The sequence below is a fragment of the Burkholderia sp. IDO3 genome, from assembly GCF_003366075.1.
Taxonomy (GTDB): domain Bacteria; phylum Pseudomonadota; class Gammaproteobacteria; order Burkholderiales; family Burkholderiaceae; genus Burkholderia; species Burkholderia anthina.
Genome location: NZ_CP028963.1, coordinates 598,172 through 615,816 on the forward strand (window position 1 = coordinate 598,172; position 17,645 = coordinate 615,816).

At 68.4% G+C, this 17,645-nt stretch carries 14 protein-coding genes and 1 pseudogene; 10 read left to right on the plus strand and 5 right to left on the minus strand.

All coding sequences use genetic code 11. From position 1 onward, the window contains the following. Window positions 1-93 precede the first annotated feature (93 nt). The 3 genes from DCN14_RS17330 (at window position 94) to DCN14_RS17340 (ending at window position 3,825) form a co-directional block, all read left to right on the plus strand. Window positions 94-2,436, plus strand: coding sequence for an NADP-dependent malic enzyme (locus DCN14_RS17330; protein ID WP_275896826.1), 2,343 nt, complete (start codon window positions 94-96; stop codon window positions 2,434-2,436). A 377-nt stretch (window positions 2,437-2,813) separates the two neighbouring features. After that, a complete protein-coding gene (locus tag DCN14_RS17335) occupies window positions 2,814-3,245 on the plus strand; it encodes a ribonuclease (protein ID WP_096506288.1) in 432 nt (143 codons plus the stop codon). 16 nt (window positions 3,246-3,261) lie between these two features. Further along, a complete protein-coding gene (locus tag DCN14_RS17340) occupies window positions 3,262-3,825 on the plus strand; it encodes a barstar family protein (protein WP_096506396.1) in 564 nt (187 codons plus the stop codon). Between the two features lie 124 nt (window positions 3,826-3,949). On the opposite strand, the gene DCN14_RS17345 is transcribed toward DCN14_RS17340, so the two are convergent. From DCN14_RS17345 to speE, 3 genes are all read right to left on the minus strand, one after another. Continuing rightward, window positions 3,950-4,717 carry a 16S rRNA (uracil(1498)-N(3))-methyltransferase gene (locus DCN14_RS17345; protein ID WP_096506290.1) on the minus strand — a complete coding sequence of 256 codons (768 nt, stop codon included), beginning with the start codon at window positions 4,715-4,717 and terminating at the stop codon, window positions 3,950-3,952. 17 nt (window positions 4,718-4,734) lie between these two features. Beyond that, complete coding sequence (locus DCN14_RS17350) at window positions 4,735-5,151, minus strand: VOC family protein (protein ID WP_096506292.1); 417 nt, start codon at window positions 5,149-5,151, stop codon at window positions 4,735-4,737. A 162-nt stretch (window positions 5,152-5,313) separates the two neighbouring features. After that, window positions 5,314-6,171, minus strand: coding sequence for a polyamine aminopropyltransferase (gene speE / locus DCN14_RS17355; protein WP_096506294.1), 858 nt, complete (start codon window positions 6,169-6,171; stop codon window positions 5,314-5,316). Between the two features lie 217 nt (window positions 6,172-6,388). Here speE and tkt point away from each other — a divergent pair, with 217 nt between their 5' ends. Both tkt and gap read left to right on the plus strand, forming a co-directional pair. Further along, window positions 6,389-8,461 carry a transketolase gene (gene tkt, locus DCN14_RS17360; protein ID WP_096506296.1) on the plus strand — a complete coding sequence of 691 codons (2,073 nt, stop codon included), beginning with the start codon at window positions 6,389-6,391 and terminating at the stop codon, window positions 8,459-8,461. A gap of 87 nt (window positions 8,462-8,548) precedes the next feature. Beyond that, on the plus strand, window positions 8,549-9,559 hold the full coding sequence (gene gap, locus DCN14_RS17365; RefSeq protein WP_096506298.1) for a type I glyceraldehyde-3-phosphate dehydrogenase: 1,011 nt from the start codon (window positions 8,549-8,551) through the stop codon (window positions 9,557-9,559). 88 nt (window positions 9,560-9,647) lie between these two features. On the opposite strand, the gene DCN14_RS17370 is transcribed toward gap, so the two are convergent. After that, window positions 9,648-10,538, minus strand: a complete 891-nt coding sequence (locus tag DCN14_RS17370; protein ID WP_096506300.1) for a LysR family transcriptional regulator — start codon at window positions 10,536-10,538, stop codon at window positions 9,648-9,650. Window positions 10,539-10,689: 151 nt separating this feature from the next. On the opposite strand from DCN14_RS17370, the gene DCN14_RS17375 reads away from it, so the two are divergent. From DCN14_RS17375 to DCN14_RS17390, 4 genes and pseudogenes are all read left to right on the plus strand, one after another. Beyond that, window positions 10,690-11,463 (plus strand): SDR family NAD(P)-dependent oxidoreductase, encoded by a 774-nt coding sequence (locus tag DCN14_RS17375; protein ID WP_096506302.1) that lies wholly within the window; start codon window positions 10,690-10,692, stop codon window positions 11,461-11,463. A gap of 150 nt (window positions 11,464-11,613) precedes the next feature. Next, a complete protein-coding gene (locus DCN14_RS17380) occupies window positions 11,614-13,053 on the plus strand; it encodes an MFS transporter (RefSeq protein ID WP_096506304.1) in 1,440 nt (479 codons plus the stop codon). A gap of 73 nt (window positions 13,054-13,126) precedes the next feature. Beyond that, window positions 13,127-14,083 (plus strand): 2-hydroxyacid dehydrogenase, encoded by a 957-nt coding sequence (locus DCN14_RS17385; protein ID WP_096506397.1) that lies wholly within the window; start codon window positions 13,127-13,129, stop codon window positions 14,081-14,083. A gap of 11 nt (window positions 14,084-14,094) precedes the next feature. Continuing rightward, window positions 14,095-15,151, plus strand: a pseudogene (locus DCN14_RS17390) (L-idonate 5-dehydrogenase). A gap of 91 nt (window positions 15,152-15,242) precedes the next feature. On the opposite strand, the gene DCN14_RS17395 reads toward DCN14_RS17390, so the two are convergent. Further along, window positions 15,243-16,442 carry an MFS transporter gene (locus DCN14_RS17395; protein ID WP_096506306.1) on the minus strand — a complete coding sequence of 400 codons (1,200 nt, stop codon included), beginning with the start codon at window positions 16,440-16,442 and terminating at the stop codon, window positions 15,243-15,245. 309 nt (window positions 16,443-16,751) lie between these two features. Between DCN14_RS17395 and cynR the strand changes: the two genes are divergently transcribed. Further along, window positions 16,752-17,642, plus strand: coding sequence for a transcriptional regulator CynR (gene cynR, locus DCN14_RS17400; RefSeq protein ID WP_096506308.1), 891 nt, complete (start codon window positions 16,752-16,754; stop codon window positions 17,640-17,642). Window positions 17,643-17,645 lie beyond the last annotated feature (3 nt).

Here is a 17,645-nt window from a genome sequence, read left to right on the forward strand (position 1 = left end):
GGCGAACGGCGGCGTTCCTGCACCGTTCAGCCCATTTTTGTCGCGGCTGTTGCACCCGAATCGCCGGTCTGACGGGCTTCGATTGGCGCTACAATGCCGTCGAGCAGTCATTCTAATCCGCCCGTCCCAAGACACATGTCGACCCAAGCCTCCTCCAAAGCCAAGCTCCGCGAAGCCGCTCTCGACTATCACGAATTCCCGACCCCGGGGAAGATCGCGATCGCTCCCACCAAGCAGATGATCAACCAGCGCGATCTCGCGCTCGCGTATTCGCCGGGCGTCGCGTATGCGTGTGAGGAAATCGTCGAGAACCCGCTGAACGCCGCGCGTTTCACGGCGCGCAGCAACCTGGTCGGCGTCGTCACGAACGGCACGGCGGTGCTCGGCCTCGGCAACATCGGCCCGCTCGCGTCGAAGCCGGTGATGGAAGGCAAGGCGGTCCTGTTCAAGAAGTTCGCCGGCATCGACGTGTTCGACATCGAGCTGAACGAGTCGGACCCGCACAAGCTGGTGGACGTGATCGCCGCGCTGGAGCCGACCTTCGGCGGGATCAACCTGGAAGACATCAAGGCGCCGGACTGCTTCATCGTCGAGCGCGAAGCGCGCAAGCGGATGAAGATTCCGGTCTTCCACGACGACCAGCACGGCACCGCGATCGTCGTGGCCGCGGCGGTCACGAACGGCCTGAAGGTCGTCGGCAAGGACATCAAGAAGGTCAAGCTGGTCGCGTCGGGCGCGGGGGCTGCCGCGCTCGCGTGTCTGGACCTGCTGGTCGACATCGGCCTGCCGCTCGAGAACATCACGGTGACCGACCTGGCCGGCGTGGTCTACAAGGGCCGCACCGAGCTGATGGACCCGGACAAGGAGCGTTTCGCCCGCGAAACCGACGCGCGCACGCTGGCGGAAGTGATCGACGGCGCGGACATCTTCCTCGGCCTGTCGGCTGCCGGCGTGCTGAAGCAGGAGATGGTGAAGGGCATGGCCGAGCGCCCGCTGATCCTCGCGCTCGCGAACCCGACCCCGGAAATCCTGCCGGAACTCGCACTCGAAGTGCGCCCGGACGCGGTGCTCGCGACCGGCCGTACCGACTATCCGAACCAGGTCAACAACGTCCTGTGCTTCCCGTTCATCTTCCGCGGCGCACTCGACGTCGGCGCGACGACGATTACGCGTGAAATGGAGATCGCGGCCGTCAATGCGATCGCCGAACTCGCGCAGCACGAGCAGAGCGACGTCGTCGCGACCGCGTACGGCATCCAGGATCTGTCGTTCGGGCCCGATTACCTGATTCCGAAGCCGTTCGATCCGCGCCTGATCGTGACGATCGCGCCGGCCGTCGCGCAGGCCGCGATGGACGGCGGCGTCGCGACGCGCCCGATCGAGGACATGGACGCGTACAGGCAGCACCTGCAGCAATTCGTGTATCACAGCGGCACGACGATGAAGCCGATCTTCCAGATCGCGCGCGCCGCGTCGGAAGAGAAGAAGCGTGTCGTGTTCGCGGAAGGCGAAGAAGAGCGCGTGTTGCGCGCCGTTCAGATCATCGTCGACGAGAAACTCGCGAAACCGATCCTGATCGGCCGCCCGGCGGTGATCGAGCACCGTATCCAGCGCTACGGCCTGCGTCTGACGCCCGGCACCGACTTCACGGTGGTCAACACCGAGCACGACGAACGCTACCGCGACTTCTGGCAGACGTACTACAAGCTGATGTCGCGCAAGGGCATCAGCGAGCAGCTCGCACGCGTCGAGATGCGCCGCCGCACGACGCTGATCGGCTCGATGCTCGTGAAGAAGGGCGAAGCGGACGGGATGATCTGCGGCACGATCAGCACCACGCACCGCCACCTGCACTTCATCGACCAGGTGATCGGCAAGCGCGCGGGCTGCAGCGTGTACGCGGCGATGAACGGCCTGGTGCTGCCGGGCCGCCAGATCTTCCTCGTCGACACGCACGTGAACGTCGATCCGACCCCGGAGCAGCTTGCCGAGATCACGATCATGGCGGCGGAAGAAGTGCGCCGTTTCGGCATCGAGCCGAAGGTCGCGCTGCTGTCGCACTCGAATTTCGGCACGAGCAACGCACCGTCGGCGCAGAAGATGCGCGATACGCTCGCGATCCTGCAGGAACGCGCGCCGGAGCTGAAGGTCGACGGCGAAATGCACGGCGACGTCGCGCTCGACGCGGCGCTGCGCAAGGAAATCCTGCCGGAATCGACGCTGGAAGGCGAAGCGAACCTGTTGATCCTGCCGAACATCGACGCGGCGAACATCGCGTACAACCTGCTGAAGACGGCTGCCGGCAACAACATCGCGATCGGGCCGATCCTGCTGGGCGCCGCCCAGCCGGTTCACGTGCTGACCGAATCGGCGACCGTTCGCCGCATCGTCAACATGGCGGCGCTGCTGGTCGCCGACGTGAACGCCTCGCGCTGACCCCGAACGCATGCGCCGTGCCGGTCGAACCGGTGCGGCGCGTCGGGAAAAATTGTAAACAAAAGCAAAAAGAGGCGTGCCCGCAATGGGCACGCCGTCGGGCACGGTGCGAACACGCTTCCCGCAAGCAACAGCAGCATCTCTCCACTCTGGGTAACGAGCGTGGCAAGGAGGCAGGGTCTCGCCATGCGAGAGATGCCGTTCGCATTTTATCCTATGCAAGATAAATGTAGTCTTGTTTAGGTAAAAAATGTCCGATTCGGTGCGGCCTGCGGCTTTCGATACCCAAACGAACATTGATTCGTGCGGACAATAGCGCTACGCTAACGCCTTTGTTGGTCGTCAACTACTTGATTTAACAGCGGGAACCCTGGTTCATGGCACGCAAGTGGCTCCGCAACGGCGCGCTCGCGTCCGTCTTCGCGATGTTCGCGATGGGTATCGTCGGCACCCCGACGGGCAGTCTGGTTTCCGCCGCTTATGCGCGGCAGGCCGTTTCGGCCGACATGGCCGTCGGCGGGCTCGATACGGTCCCGACCGCCCGTCTGCCGCGCGAGGCCGTGACCACGCTTGGCCTGATCGGCGCCGGCGGCCCCTATCCGTACGAGAAAGACGGCGTCGTATTCGGCAACCGCGAGCGGATCCTGCCGAAAGCGAAGCGCGGCTTCTATCACGAGTACACGGTGCCGACGCCGCGCGCGCGCAATCGCGGTGCGCGCCGGATCGTCTGTGGCGGGCCGTTGCGCCGGGTCGACAACTGTTACTACACGGACGACCACTACAACAGTTTTAAACGTATTGTTGAATGACTTCGGGATGAACGGAATGAGCGACTCCATCTACGCGCACGATACGGCGGCGGCGGAACTGTTCGCGGCCGGCGACGGCAATCTGTTTCAGCGCGTGATGCAATTGCACGCGGCGGCACAGGCTGGCGGCGCGCCGGCGCAACAGGAAGCCGAGCCCGGGCTTTCATCGAACGAGGAGCCTATGAGCCTTTTCACGACCGTGCGACCCAATCTCGTGCAGTCGATCCGCGCGTTCCGCGTGCAGGATCTCGCCGACGAAGCCGGTCGGCTCGGCCAGCATTTCCTGTATGCGTATTGCGGCGCCGCGCAGTCCAAGCAGGAGGTGATGGAGACGATCGCGACGTCGTTCCTGTTTCCGAAGCATTTCGGAAAGAACTACGACGCGCTGTACGATTGCCTGACCGACCTCGTCGCGAAGGCGGGCGCCCAGCCCGGTTTCGTGATCGTCCTCGAAGGGCTGCCGATCGCGCAGAAATTCGACAAGGAAGGGCGCGAGACGCTGCTCGACGTGTTCCGCGAAGCCGCCGAATTCTGGGCCGAGCGCAAGGTCGCGTTTCGCGTGTTCTATTCGTTCGCGTAAGCGCGAAACCACTGGCCGCTCGCCCGCGGCCGATGCGATAAAAAGCCCGCGTCGCGCGGGCTTTTTATCGCATCGGCCCGCCGGGATCAGGCCGCGCGCGCCGCGTGAACGGCGCCGGGACGCATCACCATCCGCCCCACCGCGCGGCCAGCGCCGCGAGCACGGCCGCGCCGGCGGTCTCGGTGCGCAGCACGCGCGGGCCGAGCGACAGCGCGGTGAAGCCGCGCGCACGGGCCGCCTGCTCCTCGTCGGGCGACAACCCGCCTTCCGGCCCGATCAGCAGCGTGACGGTCGCGGCAGGCGGCGCGTCGGGCAGCGATGCGAACGGGATGCTCGCACGCGGCGACAACAGCAGCCGCAGTTCGCCGTCCGCCGGTGCGGCCGGCAGCGTATCGAGCCACGCGCCGAAGCCGCGCACGTCGGCGACGTCGGGCACGCGGTTGCGCCCGCATTGTTCGCACGATGCGCGCACGACGCCGCGCCAGTGCGCGACGCGCTTGTCCGCGCGCTCGCCCGACAATTTCACGACGCCGCGTGCGGTCGACAGCGGTACGACCGCCGCGACGCCGAGCTCGACGGCTTTCTCGATCACCCAGTCCATCTTGTCGCCGCCGGCGATGCCTTGCGCGAGCGTCACGCGATAGGGCGGCTCGGCTTCGGCCGAATCGAATGTCTCGATCTGCGCGAGCGCGCTGCGCTTGTCGATCTCGACGAGCCGCGCGCGGTACTGGCCGCCGCTGCCGTCGAACAGCGCGAGCGCGTCGCCCGGCTGCAGGCGCAGCACCTGCGCGTGACGCGCGACGTCGGCCGGCAGCGCAAGCGTCGCATCGGCGCGCAGCGCGGTCTCGACGAAAAAGCGCGGCACGGCCGCGGTGGTGGTGGCTTCACTCATGCGTGGTGCGGCTCCGCTCATGTGCGCAGGCGGCGCGCGAGCGCCCAGCGGTAGCCGTCGAGATCCTCGATCTGGGCGAAGCGATCGCCCCAGAACTGGTCCTGCGGCGCGGTCAGGGACTTGGCGCCCGCATCGAGCGCGCGCTGCCAGGTGGCGTCGACGTCGTCGACATACAGATAGAACGACTGCGGCGCGGTTGCGCCCGCATGCTTCGGCGTGAGCGCGGTCGAGCCGAATGCGCCTTCGGGCGCGAACATCACGATCAGCTGGTCACGGTAGGTCATCTCGACGTGCATGATCGCGCCATCCTCGTCGAGCACGTCGCGCAGCGCGAAGCCGAATGCGGCCTTGAAGAACTCGATGGCCGCCTGCGCATTGCGGACAGCCAGGTAAGGCGTCAACCAAGGCACGTCGGCCGGACGTGGATCGGTCATGAAAATCTCCTGTCGAACGAACAGCGGGGGCGTGCGGGTGCTTCGGCGGGCGTCCGGCAGCGTTCCGGGGCTGCCTGCTTGCGCTCCGGCGGCGCCCCGGTCACAGGCCGGGCGCGGACGCACGCGCAATGGAACAGCGGAACGATGCGGCCGCCCGGAAGCTCAGCGGCGAACGCCCAGTGTATCGCGCAGCGCGCGTGGCAGGGCAAAGAGGGACGCATGCAGGCGCGCATCGTAGTAGCGCAAGCCGTGCACGCGGCGCGCGGCGAGACGTTCGTCGACGTCGTGCGCGAACAGCGCGGCCGCGTCGAGCGTGTCGCTCGCGATCGCCATCAGCCATTGCGAGCCGTACAGCGGCACGTGCGCCGACAGCGGATCGACCACCGCGAAGCACGCGCGCAGGTCGTCGAGCAGCGCGGCGATCCGCGACGCGTGGAACACGGGCGAGCCGAGGTGCATCGAGATCGCGCCGCACGGCGTCAGGATCCGCTTGAGCCGCGCATAGAACGCGCGCGTATAGAGGCCGGCGGCCGGCGAATCGGGCGGCGTGAGATCGAACACGACGAGGTCGAAATGCTCGACGGTCGACGCGACGAAATGCGCGGCGTCGCCGATCACGACCTCCACGCGCGGGTCGTCCAGCGCGCCCTGGTGTACATCGTCGAGATAGCGGCGGGCCATGCCGACCACTTCGTCGTCGAGCTCGGCGACGACGATCCGCTCGATGCACGCATGCTTGAGCAACTGGCGCGCCGCGCCGCCGTCGCCGCCGCCGAGCACGAGCGCCTTCCTCGGGCACGGATGCGCGAGCGCGGCCGGGTGCGTCATGCACTCGTGATAGACGTATTCGTCGCCGACCGACGTCATCGGCCGGCCGTCCAGCGTGAACAGGCGGCCGAGCTGCGGCGTTTCCCACACCTCGATGTGCTGGTGCGGCGACGCGACGTGCGCGAGCCGCCGGGCGTTCGGGAAGCCGTAGGTGGCGTCGGGCGTCGGGTGAAAAAGGAGGGTCGTGCTCACGGGCGGGGCCGCTCAGGGCAGGCAGTTCCGACGTCTGAATTATAGGAGGCGCGCGGTTCGACGGAAAAGCGTGCCGGAACACCGCGCGCCGACAAGGGAAATGTCGGTCCATCTGTTAAAATGACGCGCTTTGCAGCCCCGTCCGTAGGCTCCGTCCGCTTCGCGTCCGTCAGGCGCCGCATCGCGCGCCCGGAACGATCGACGCTCGAGCTTCCGGATGCCGCCGTGCCCCCGTTTCCTCGACTCGTTCTCCGGACTCGACATGACGACTTCGTCTCCCGCCTCCACCACCCTGATGGCCAACGCGATCCGTGCGCTCGCGATGGACGCCGTCCAGCAAGCGAACTCCGGCCACCCCGGCATGCCGATGGGCATGGCCGAAATCGGCGTTGCGCTCTGGTCGCGCCACCTGAAGCACAACCCGACGAACCCGCACTGGGCAGATCGCGACCGCTTCGTACTGTCGAACGGCCATGGCTCGATGCTGCTGTACTCGCTGCTGCACCTGACCGGCTACGACCTGCCGATGGAAGAGCTGAAGAACTTCCGCCAGCTGCACTCGAAGACGCCGGGCCACCCGGAATACGGCATCACGCCGGGCGTCGAGACGACCACCGGCCCGCTCGGCCAGGGTCTCGCGAACGCGGTCGGCATGGCGCTCGGCGAAGCGCTGATGGCGGACGAATTCAACCGTGACGGCGCGAAGATCGTCGATCACCACACGTACGTGTTCCTCGGCGACGGCTGCCTGATGGAAGGCATCTCGCACGAAGCCTGCTCGTTCGCGGGCACGCTGAAGCTGAACAAGCTGATCGCGCTGTACGACGACAACGGCATCTCGATCGACGGCGACGTCGTGAACTGGTTCCACGACGACACGCCGAAGCGCTTCGAGGCATACGGCTGGAACGTGATCCCGAACGTGAACGGCCACGACGTCGACGCGGTCGACGCGGCGATCGCGAAGGCGAAGCTGTCGGACAAGCCGACGCTGATCTGCTGCAAGACGGTGATCGGCAAGGGCGCGGCGACCAAGGCCGGCGGCCACGACGTGCACGGCGCGGCGCTCGGCGCGGAAGAAATCGCGAAGACGCGCGCGGCACTCGGCTGGACCTGGGAGCCGTTCGTGATTCCGCAGGAAGTCTATGCGGCATGGGATGCGAAGGAAGCCGGCAAGCGCGCCGAAACCGAATGGGACGCGACGTTCGCCGCCTATCGCGCGAAATTCCCGGCGGAAGCCGCCGAATTCGAGCGCCGGATGGCCAACAAGCTGCCGGCCGACTGGGCCGAGAAGGCAGCGGCGATCATCGCCGGCGCGAACGAGCGCGGCGAGACGGTGGCGACCCGCAAGGCGTCGCAGCAGGCGATCGAAGGGCTTGCCGCGGCGCTGCCCGAACTGCTCGGCGGCTCGGCCGACCTGACCGGTTCGAACCTGACGAACTGGAAGGCATCGAAGGCGGTGCGCGCGAATCCGGAAGGCGCGGGCGTGCTGCTCGGCAACCACATCAACTACGGCGTGCGCGAATTCGGCATGAGCGCCGCGATTAACGGCCTCGCGCTGCACGGCGGCCACAAGCCGTTCGGCGGCACGTTCCTGACGTTCTCCGACTACAGCCGCAACGCACTGCGCGTCGCCGCGCTGATGAAGGTTCCGTCGATCTTCGTGTTCACGCACGATTCGATCGGCCTCGGCGAAGACGGCCCGACGCACCAGTCGATCGAGCACGTGTCGAGCCTGCGCCTGATCCCGAACCACGACGTGTGGCGTCCGGCCGACACGGTCGAGACGGCCGTCGCCTGGACCCACGCGATCGCCGCCGACCGTCCGTCGAGCCTGATCTTCAGCCGCCAGAACCTCGCGTTCAACCCGCGTACCGATTCGCAGATCGCGAACATCGAGAAGGGCGGCTACGTGCTGAAGGACTGGGACGAAGAGATCGTCGCACGCAAGATCATCCTGATCGCGACGGGCTCGGAAGTCGAACTCGCGATGAAGGCGATCGAGCCGCTCGCGCAACAGGGCATCGCGGCCCGCGTCGTGTCGATGCCGTCGACCAACGTGTTCGACCGCCAGGACGCCGAATACCGCGAACGCGTGCTGCCGCACGGCGTGCGCCGCGTCGCGATCGAAGCGGGCGTGACCGCGTTCTGGCACAAGTACGTCGGCCTCGAAGGCGGCGTCGTCGGGATCGACACGTTCGGCGAATCGGCGCCGGCCGGCGTGCTGTTCAAGTACTTCGGTTTCACCGTCGAGCACGTCGTCGAGACCGCGAAGGCCGTGCTGGCCTGAAAGCATTCGCGACGCGCGCTCCCCTCGCGCGCGTCGCACCGTGAAGCTGCACGCAACGAATTTTTTTCAGCCATCAGGAGATAGACCATGACGATCCGCGTCGCAATCAACGGCTACGGCCGCATCGGCCGCAACACGCTGCGCGCGTTCTATGAAAACGGCAAGAAGCACGATCTCGAGATCGTCGCCATCAACGATCTGGGCGATGCGAAGACCAACGCGCACCTGACCCAGTACGACACCGCGCACGGCAAGTTCCCGGGTGAAGTGTCGGTCGACGGCGACTACCTCGTCGTGAACGGCGACAAGATCCGCGTGCTGGCGAACCGCAACCCGGCAGAACTGCCGTGGGGCGAGCTGGGCGTCGACGTCGTGATGGAATGCACGGGCTTCTTCACGACGAAGGAAAAGGCCAGCGCGCACCTGAAGGGCGGCGCGAAGAAGGTGATCATCTCGGCGCCGGGCGGCAAGGACGTCGACGCGACGATCGTCTACGGCGTGAACCACAACGTGCTGAAGGCCGAGCACACGGTCATCTCGAACGCATCGTGCACGACGAACTGCCTCGCGCCGCTCGTCAAGCCGCTGAACGACCAGATCGGCCTCGAAACCGGCCTGATGACGACGATCCATGCGTACACGAACGACCAGGTGCTGACCGACGTCTATCACGAAGACCTGCGCCGCGCGCGTTCGGCGACCCACAGCCAGATCCCGACGAAGACGGGCGCTGCGTCGGCCGTCGGCCTCGTGCTGCCGGAACTGAACGGCAAGCTCGACGGCTACGCGATCCGCGTCCCGACGATCAACGTGTCGGTCGTCGACCTGTCGTTCATCGCGAAGCGCGACACGACGGTCGAAGAAGTCAACGCGATCATGAAGGAAGCATCGGAAGGCGCGCTGAAGGGCATCCTCGGCTACAACGACGCACCGCTGGTGTCGATCGACTTCAACCACAACCCGGCTTCGTCGACGTTCGACGCCACGCTGACCAAGGTGTCGGGCCGCCTCGTCAAGGTGTCGAGCTGGTACGACAACGAGTGGGGCTTCTCGAACCGCATGCTGGATACGGCAGTCGCATTCGCGAACGCGAAGTAATCCCGCACGTTGCGCGGCCGCCGCAAGGCGGCATGGGCAGCGAACGAGCCCGGCCGGGTTTTCCGGCCGGGCTTTTTTTCGCCCCGCGTCATGGCCCGGCGTTGGCCGTCACGTGCTCGAGCGCGTCGACGAACGCGCGTTTGATCGCGCTGTCGAGGTCGGTCCACGCGAGACCGATGCCGGTGCGGTGGCCCGCGAGGTCGAGCGGCCGCGCGAGCACGTTCGGCGGCAGCGCGCTCGCCGCTTCCGCCGGAATCAGCCCGATCCCCATCCCGGCTGCGACGAGCGCGAGCATCGTCGTGAATTCGCCGAACTCCTGCGCGATCTCGAGCGTCGTGCCCGCGCGGCTCAGCGCGAGCAGCATGTCGTCGTAAAAGCCTGGCGCGTAACGGCGCGCGAGCACGAATGCAGGCTGGCCGCGCAAGGCGTCCGGCGCGATCGCTTCGTGCGCGGCGAGCGGATGGTCGAGCGGCAGCGCGACGACGAAGCCTTCCTCCAGCACCACGCGCGTGTCGATACCCGCATACGCGGCCGGCAGCCGGATCATTCCGAAATCGATGCGGCGGTCGCGCAGCGCCGCGATCTGGTCGGGCGTCGGCATGTCCTTCAGTTCGAGCGTGATCAGCGGGTAGCGCTCGCGCATCGTGCGCAGCACGGCCGGCAGCAGCGCGGGCAGCACCGACGACACGAACGCGATGCGCAGCGTGCCGATCTCGCCGCGGCTCGACAGCCGCGCCATCTGCTCCGCGCGCGCGGCCTGCTGCAGCGTCGCCCGCGCTTCGGGCAGGAAGACGCGCCCGGTGTCGCTGAGTTCGACCTTGTGGCGGTCGCGCTCGAACAGGCGCGCGCCCAGTTCGTCCTCGAGCGCCTTGATCTGCATGCTCAGCGCGGACTGCACGATGAACAGGCGCTGCGCGGCGCGCCCGAAATGCAGCTCTTCCGCGAGCGTGACGAAGGCGCGCAATTGCTTGAGTTCCATGGTCGGCGGCCGGCAAGGGACGGTAATCGGATTTCATGATAACCGGATCAAAAAAGACCATTGGCGCGATGCCCGGCCGAGCGCCGAAGATAGCCTCAACGCGAGACCGGCCGCGACGGGCGGTCGGCTCGCCTGGTTTGAGGAGACATGCATGACCCACGCGCTTGACCGGTTCCGCCTCGACGGCCGCCGCGCACTGATCACCGGTTCCGGACGCGGGATCGGGCTGACGCTCGCCCGCGGGCTCGCCGAAGCCGGCGCGGCGATCGTGATCAACGATCGCAATGAGCAAAAGGCCGCGACGCTCGTGCGCCACTTCCGCGAGGAAGGGTTCGCCGCCGATTACGCGGTGTTCGACGTCGCCGAGCACGCGCAGGTGCGCGCGGCGATCGACGATTTCGAGGCGCGCGTCGGCGCGATCGACATCCTCGTGAACAACGCGGGCATCCAGCGCCGCGCGCCGCTCGACGCATTCGAGCCGGACGACTGGCACGCGCTGATGCGCGTGAATCTCGACGGCGTGTTCAACACCGCGCAGGCGGTGGCGCGCCACATGATCGCGCGCGGCCGCGGCAAGATCATCAACATCTGTTCGGTGCAGAGCGAGCTCGCGCGGCCGACGATCGCGCCGTATGCGGCGACGAAGGGCGCGGTGCGGATGCTGACGAAAGGGATGTGCGCCGACTGGGCGCGCCACGGCATCCAGGCGAACGGCCTCGCGCCCGGCTATTTCGAAACCGAACTGAATCGTGCGCTGGTCGACGACGCGGCGTTCTCGGACTGGCTGTGCAAGCGCACGCCGGCCGGCCGATGGGGACAGGTCGACGAGCTATGCGGCGCGGCGATTTTCCTCGCGTCGGCGGCGTCCGATTTCGTGAACGGCCAGACGCTGTTCGTCGACGGCGGGCTGACCAGCGCCGTCTGAGCGGTGGTGCTTGGCGCCGCGTGCGCAGCACCGTCGAGCCGGTTCGGGCCGGCATCCGAATTCCCAGAAGAGCCCGCCGCACGAGCGGGCCGATGTCCGGCGCATCCGGCGCCGGGTTCCGGAATGGAAGGCAGGAGACAGGAGACAACGATGGATCGCAATACCCCGCGGCGCGATGCAATGCCCGCCACGTCGGCCGACACCGCCGAGCGGCACGGCGTCGACCAGAAGCAGCTCAACCGCGCGGCATGGACCTGCTCGCTCGGCAGCGCGCTCGAATACTACGATTTCGCGCTGTACACGCTCGCGTCGGCGCTGGTCTTCGGACCGCTGTTCTTTCCGTCGCAAACCGTCGAGACGCGGCTGATCGCGAGCTTCGGCACGTATTTCGTCGGCTTTGCGGTGCGCCCGCTCGGCGGCGTCATCTTCGGCGTGCTCGGCGACCGGATCGGCCGCAAGTTCGTGCTGACCGCGACGGTGCTGCTGATGGGCATCGCCAGCACGCTGATCGGCGTCCTGCCGACCTATGCGAGCGCCGGCTACTGGGCGCCCGCGCTTCTTGTGCTGCTGCGCATCCTGCAGGGCCTCGGCGCCGGCGCGGAGCAGGCCGGCGCGGCCGTGCTGATGACCGAATACGCACCGCCGGGCAAGCGCGGCTTCTACGCGTCGCTGCCGTTTCTCGGGATCCAGCTCGGCACGGTGCTCGCGGCGGCCGTCTATTTCCTGCTGCTCGCGAACCTCGACCACGTCACGGACGGCTGGGGCTGGCGCGTGCCGTTCCTGTTCAGCGCGGTGATCGTCGCGGTCGGGGTCTACATGCGGGCGCGGCTGCACGAGTCGCCGACCTTCGTGCGGCTCGAGAAGCGCGCGCAGGTATTGGCGAATCCGCTGAAGAGCGCCGTGCAGCACTCCAAGCGCACGTTGCTGATCGGCATCGGGCTGCGGATGGCGGAGAACGGCGGCTCGTCGATCTACCAGGCGCTCGCAATCAGCTATCTCGCCGGGGTGATCGGGATGAAGGGGCCGATCGGCGCGCTCGCGCTGGTGTGCGCGGCCACCGTCGGCGCGTGCACGGTGCCGCTCGCGGGGCGACTGAGCGACCGCTTCGGCCGGGTGCGCGTGTACCGCACGTTCGCGTGGCTGCAGCTCGCGCTCGCGTTCCCGGTGTGGTGGATCTTCAGCCAGGGGAACGTGGTGGCCAGCGTGATCGCGATCTCGGTCGCGCAAGGCTTCGCGAACTGGGGGATGCTCGGCGCGCAGGCCGCGCTGCTGCCGGAACTGTTCGGCGCGCGGCATCGCTACATGGGCGTGTCGTTCGCGCGTGAAGTGTCGGCCGTGCTCGCCGGCGGAATCGCGCCGCTGATCGGCGCGATGCTGATCGCGACCGTGATCGCGCTGCACGGCGGCGATCACGCGGCCGGCGTGCATGCCTGGGTGCCGATCGCCGCATACCTGGTGCTGCTTACGCTGATCACGCTGTTCACCACCGCGCGGATGCCGGAGACGCTGAACCGCGATCTCGACGATCCGCTCGACGCGGCGCAGGCGCAGCCGGCCCCGGATGCCGAACCGCTCGCGCGGCACGCATGAGCGCGCTGCCGGGCGGCTGACGCGGCCCGGCACGCACGCCGATTTCAACTTATTTCGACAGGAGCAAGCGCAGATGGCGCACGATTCGACCCGGCGGCCCGAGCTGCTGATGACGGGCCCCTACCAGCCGTGGGACGACGCATGGCTGTCGACCGGCTATCACGTTCACCGGCTGTGGGAGGCCGCCGACCGCACGGCGTTTCTCGCCGAACACGGCGCCGGCGTGCGCGCGATCGCGACGCGCGGCGACCTCGGCGCCGATGCCGCGCTGATCGCCGCACTGCCGCGGCTCGAGATCATCTCGTGCTACGGCGTCGGCACCGACGCGATCGATCTCGCCGCGGCCCGCGAGCGCGGCATCCGCGTGACCAATACGCCCGACGTGCTGACCGGCGACGTCGCCGATCTCGGCGTCGGGCTCACGCTCGCGCTGCTGCGCCGGATCGGTGCCGGCGACGCGTACGTGCGCTCCGGCGCATGGCGCGACGGCGACATGCCGCTCGTCACGCGCCTGTATGGCAAGCGCGTCGGCATTGTCGGCTTCGGCCGGATCGGCACGACGCTCGCGCGCCGGTTGTCCGGCTTCGACGTCGAGCTCGGCTATTTCGACGTCGCGCCGCGCGCGGACAGCCCGCATCTTTTCTTCGGCCAACTGACCGAGCTGGCCGGCTGGTGCGACGTGCTGATCGTCACGCTCGCGGGCGGCGCGTCGACGCGCCATCTCGTCGACGCGACCGTGCTCGATGCGCTCGGCCCGCACGGCTATCTGGTGAACGTGTCGCGCGGCACGACCGTCGACGAACCCGCGCTGCTCGACGCGCTCGAGCGCGGCGCGATCGCCGGCGCGGCGCTCGACGTGTTCTGGAACGAACCGAACATCGACCCGCGTTTCCTCGCGTTGCAGAACGTGCTGCTGCAGCCGCATCATGCGAGCGGCACCGTCGAGACGCGTCAGGCGATGGGCTGGCTCGTGCGCGACAACCTCGCCGCGCACTTCGCCGGCGCGCCGCTGCTCACGCCGGTCGTCTGAGGAGGGTGGTCATGCGTATGCGTTGCATGTGTGTCGTGATCCACGGGCCGAACGACCTGCGGCTCGAAGAGCAGGACGCCGGCGAGATCGGCCCGGGCCAGGTGCGCGTCGATGTCGCGATGGGCGGCATCTGCGGCTCCGACCTGCATTACTTCCGGCACGGCGGCTTCGGCGCGATCCGGCTGCAGCAGCCGATGGTGCTCGGCCATGAAGTGGCCGGCACGGTGGCGGCGGTCGCGCCGGACGTGACGGCGGTGAAGGTCGGCGATCGCGTCGCGGTCAATCCGAGCCGCCCGTGCGGCGCGTGCCGCTACTGTCTCGAAGGGCTGCCGAACCAGTGTCTCGACATGCGCTTCTACGGCAGCGCGATGCGCATGCCGCACGTGCAGGGCGCGTTTCGCAACGCGCTCGTGTGCGACGCCGCGCAGTGCGTGAAAGTGGCCGATCACGTGCCGCTGTCGCTCGCGGCGCTTGCCGAGCCGTTCGCGGTCGGGCTGCACGCGGTGTCGCGGGCGGGGCCGCTGATCGGCCGGCGCGTGCTGGTGTCGGGGTGCGGGCCGATCGGCGTGCTGGCCGTCGCGGCGGCGCGCGTGCACGGCGCGGCGGAGATCGTCGCGACCGACGTAGTCGATGCGCCGCTCGACGTGGCGCGCGCTCGGCGCCGACCGGACGATCAATGCGGCGACCGACAGCGGCTGGGTCGCCCGCTACGGTGCCGACAAGGGGACGTTCGACGTGATGATCGAGTGTTCCGGCAATGCGCGCGCGCTGCGCGACGGCCTCGACGTGATGCGGCCGCGCGGCGTCGTCGTGCAGCTCGGGCTCGGCGGCGACGTCAGCCTGCCGCAGAACGTGGTGGTCGCGAAGGAGCTGTCGATCTGCGGCTCGTTTCGCTTCCATGCGGAGTTCGCACTCGCGGTGCAGTTGATCAATGCGGGGCGCGTCGATCTCGCGCCGGCCGTGACGCGCGTGTTTCCGGTGCGCGAAGCGAACGATGCGTTCGAGCTGGCCGGCGACCGGCAGCGCGCGATGAAGGTGCTGATCGATTTCGCTGACGCGACGGCGTGACCGCCCGCCGAGGGCGCGACGGCGCGCATGCAGAAAAGGCACGCCCGCGATGCGCGGAGCGTGCCTTTTTGTTGGGCGGCGCGAAAGCCGGTTACTGCGTGACTTGCCGCACGCCGACGCGCTGCGATGCGAGCCACAACGCGATCAGCACGCCGGACAGTGCCGCCCCGGCGATGCATACGCCGCGCCAGCCGTCGGCACCGTACGCGACGCTCGCCGCGAACGATCCGAACGCGCCGCCGATGAAGTAGCTCGTCAGATAGATCGTCGTCACGCGGCTGCGCGCGTTGCCGGCAAGCGCATAGATCACGCTCTGGTTCGAGATGTGCATGCCCTGCACGCCGACGTCGAGCAGCAGGATGCCCGCGATCAATGCGACGAGCGAGTGCGCGCCGGTCGCGATCAGCGCGAACGAGGCGAGCACGGCCGCCGCGAACAACCCGGTCGCCGCGTTGCCGTGGCCGCGATCGACGAGCCGGCCGGCCGACGTCGCCGCGAGCGCGCCCACCGCACCGACGATGCCGAACAGCCCGATCTGCCCTTCGGAGTAGCCGTACGGCGGCTGGCTCAGCAGGAACGTGAGGCCTGTCCACAGCAGGCTGAAGCACGCGAACACGAGCGCGCCGTAGGTGGAGCGCAGCGCGATCAGCGGCTGCGCGCGCACCAGCGCGACGAGCGACTTCATCAGTGCCGCGTAGTCGAGCCGCGCGTGGCGGCGATCCTTCGGCAGCTTCACCGCGAGCACGGCGGTCAGCGCGAGGATCATCACCGCGGCGATCGCGTACACCGCGCGCCAGCCGAACCCGTCGGCGATCGCGCCGGCCGCGACGCGCGCGAGCAGGATCCCGAGCAGCAGCCCGCTCATCACGGTGCCGACCGCGCGGCCGCGCGTGCGCGCGTCGGCGAGCGACGCGGCGAACGGCACGAGCAGCTGCGTCGAACAGGTGACGAAGCCGAGCGCGATGTTCGCGACGACGAACATCGTGAAGTTCGTGCTGAACGCGACGGCTACCAGCGCGATCACGTTGAGCACGAGCAGCCGCACGATCAGCGTGTGGCGGTTGACCGCGTCGCCGAGCGGCACGATCAGCAGCAGGCTTGCCGCGTAGCCGAGCTGCGTCAGCGTGACGAGGTAGCCGAGCTCGGCGGGCGGGCGGCCGAAGCTGCGCGCGATCGCGGCGAGCAGCGGCTGCGCGTAATAGATGTTGCCGATGACGATGCCGCACGCGCACGCGAACAGCAGCGTCATGGCGCGGGTCAGTGGGGGATGGTTGTCGTGATGCGGTTCCATGGTTGCGAAAAAACGGCGGCGGCCGGCGGCGCGGGGGCGGCCGGCTGCGCGGGGATTGCGGAAATCGGGGCCGGCGCAACGGATCGGCGATGGGCCGATGCGCGCCGGGCGGAGCGTGGCCGGCGCCCGGGTGGGGCGCCGGCGGATCGTCGTGCGGCGCGGGGCAGGGCGGGCCCGGGCGTGCCGCTCCGGTGCGGCGGCGGGCGCCATGCGCGGGAGCGGAAGTGCGTATGATGCGGGAATCGAAGCATAGCGTCCAAGACTGGATCATTATGCTATTCATTGGTGCAGCCAATACCTGAACCGCGCATGCTACTTCGCCACATCCGCTATTTCCTGGCCGTCGCCGAGCAGCGCAGCTTCACGCGCGCGGCCGACGCGCTGCATGTGTCGCAGCCGACGCTGTCGCAGCAGGTGCGCCAGCTCGAGGACATGCTCGGCGTGCAGCTGTTCGACCGCTCGGGCCGCACGGTGCGGCTCACCGAGTTCGGCGAAGTCTATGCGCGCCACGCGCGCGCGGCGCTGCACGAACTCGATACCGGCCAGCGCGCGCTGCACGACGTCGCCGATCTCGGCAGCGGTTCGCTGCGGCTCGCGATGATGCCGACCTTCGCGGCCTACCTGAGCGGCTCGCTGATCGACGCGTTCCATGCGGATTTTCCGAACGTCGCGCTGACGATCGACGCGATGCCGCAGGAGCGCATCGAGGCGCTGCTGGCCGACGACCGGCTCGACGCGGGCTTCGCGTTCATGCCGCCGCGCGCGCCGGACATCGACGCGCTGCCGTTGTGGGACGAGCCGCTCGCGCTCGTGACGGGCCGCACGCATCGCCTAGCCCGCCGTCGCCGCGCGCTGAGCCCGGCCGAACTCGTCGGCGAACCGCTGGTGCTGCTGAGCCGCGCGTTCGCGACGCGCGAAAGCATCGACCGGTATTTCATCGAGCAGGGGGCGCAGCCGAAGATCGCGATCGAGACGAACACGGTCAGCGCGGTGCTGGAACTCGTGCGCTGCGGGCGGCTCGCGACGGTGCTGCCCGATGCGGTCGCGCGCGAGAGCGGCGATCTGTGCGCGCTGGAGATCGATCCGCCGCTGCCGGCGCGCACGGCCGCACTGCTCACGCGCAAGGGCGCGTACCGCAGCGTCGCGGCGCGCGCATTCATCGAGCGCGCGCTCGCGTATCGCGATCCGTCGGGAGGATGACCG

Bases quoted from the DNA above. Each gene is read 5' to 3' on its own strand.
- DCN14_RS17380 (WP_096506304.1), top strand. From the start codon at position 11,614: ATGGATCGCAATACCCCGCGGCGCGATGCAATGCCCGCCACGTCGGCC.
- DCN14_RS17375 (WP_096506302.1), top strand. From the start codon at position 10,690: ATGACCCACGCGCTTGACCGGTTCCGCCTCGACGGCCGCCGCGCACTG.
- DCN14_RS17345 (WP_096506290.1), bottom strand. From the start codon at position 4,717: ATGAGTGAAGCCACCACCACCGCGGCCGTGCCGCGCTTTTTCGTCGAG.
- cynR (WP_096506308.1), top strand. From the start codon at position 16,752: ATGCTACTTCGCCACATCCGCTATTTCCTGGCCGTCGCCGAGCAGCGC.
- gap (WP_096506298.1), top strand. From the start codon at position 8,549: ATGACGATCCGCGTCGCAATCAACGGCTACGGCCGCATCGGCCGCAAC.
- DCN14_RS17385 (WP_096506397.1), top strand. From the start codon at position 13,127: ATGGCGCACGATTCGACCCGGCGGCCCGAGCTGCTGATGACGGGCCCC.
- tkt (WP_096506296.1), top strand. From the start codon at position 6,389: ATGCCGCCGTGCCCCCGTTTCCTCGACTCGTTCTCCGGACTCGACATG.
- DCN14_RS17340 (WP_096506396.1), top strand. From the start codon at position 3,262: ATGAGCGACTCCATCTACGCGCACGATACGGCGGCGGCGGAACTGTTC.
- DCN14_RS17330 (WP_275896826.1), top strand. From the start codon at position 94: ATGCCGTCGAGCAGTCATTCTAATCCGCCCGTCCCAAGACACATGTCG.
- DCN14_RS17335 (WP_096506288.1), top strand. From the start codon at position 2,814: ATGGCACGCAAGTGGCTCCGCAACGGCGCGCTCGCGTCCGTCTTCGCG.
- DCN14_RS17350 (WP_096506292.1), bottom strand. From the start codon at position 5,151: ATGACCGATCCACGTCCGGCCGACGTGCCTTGGTTGACGCCTTACCTG.
- DCN14_RS17395 (WP_096506306.1), bottom strand. From the start codon at position 16,442: ATGGAACCGCATCACGACAACCATCCCCCACTGACCCGCGCCATGACG.
- DCN14_RS17370 (WP_096506300.1), bottom strand. From the start codon at position 10,538: ATGGAACTCAAGCAATTGCGCGCCTTCGTCACGCTCGCGGAAGAGCTG.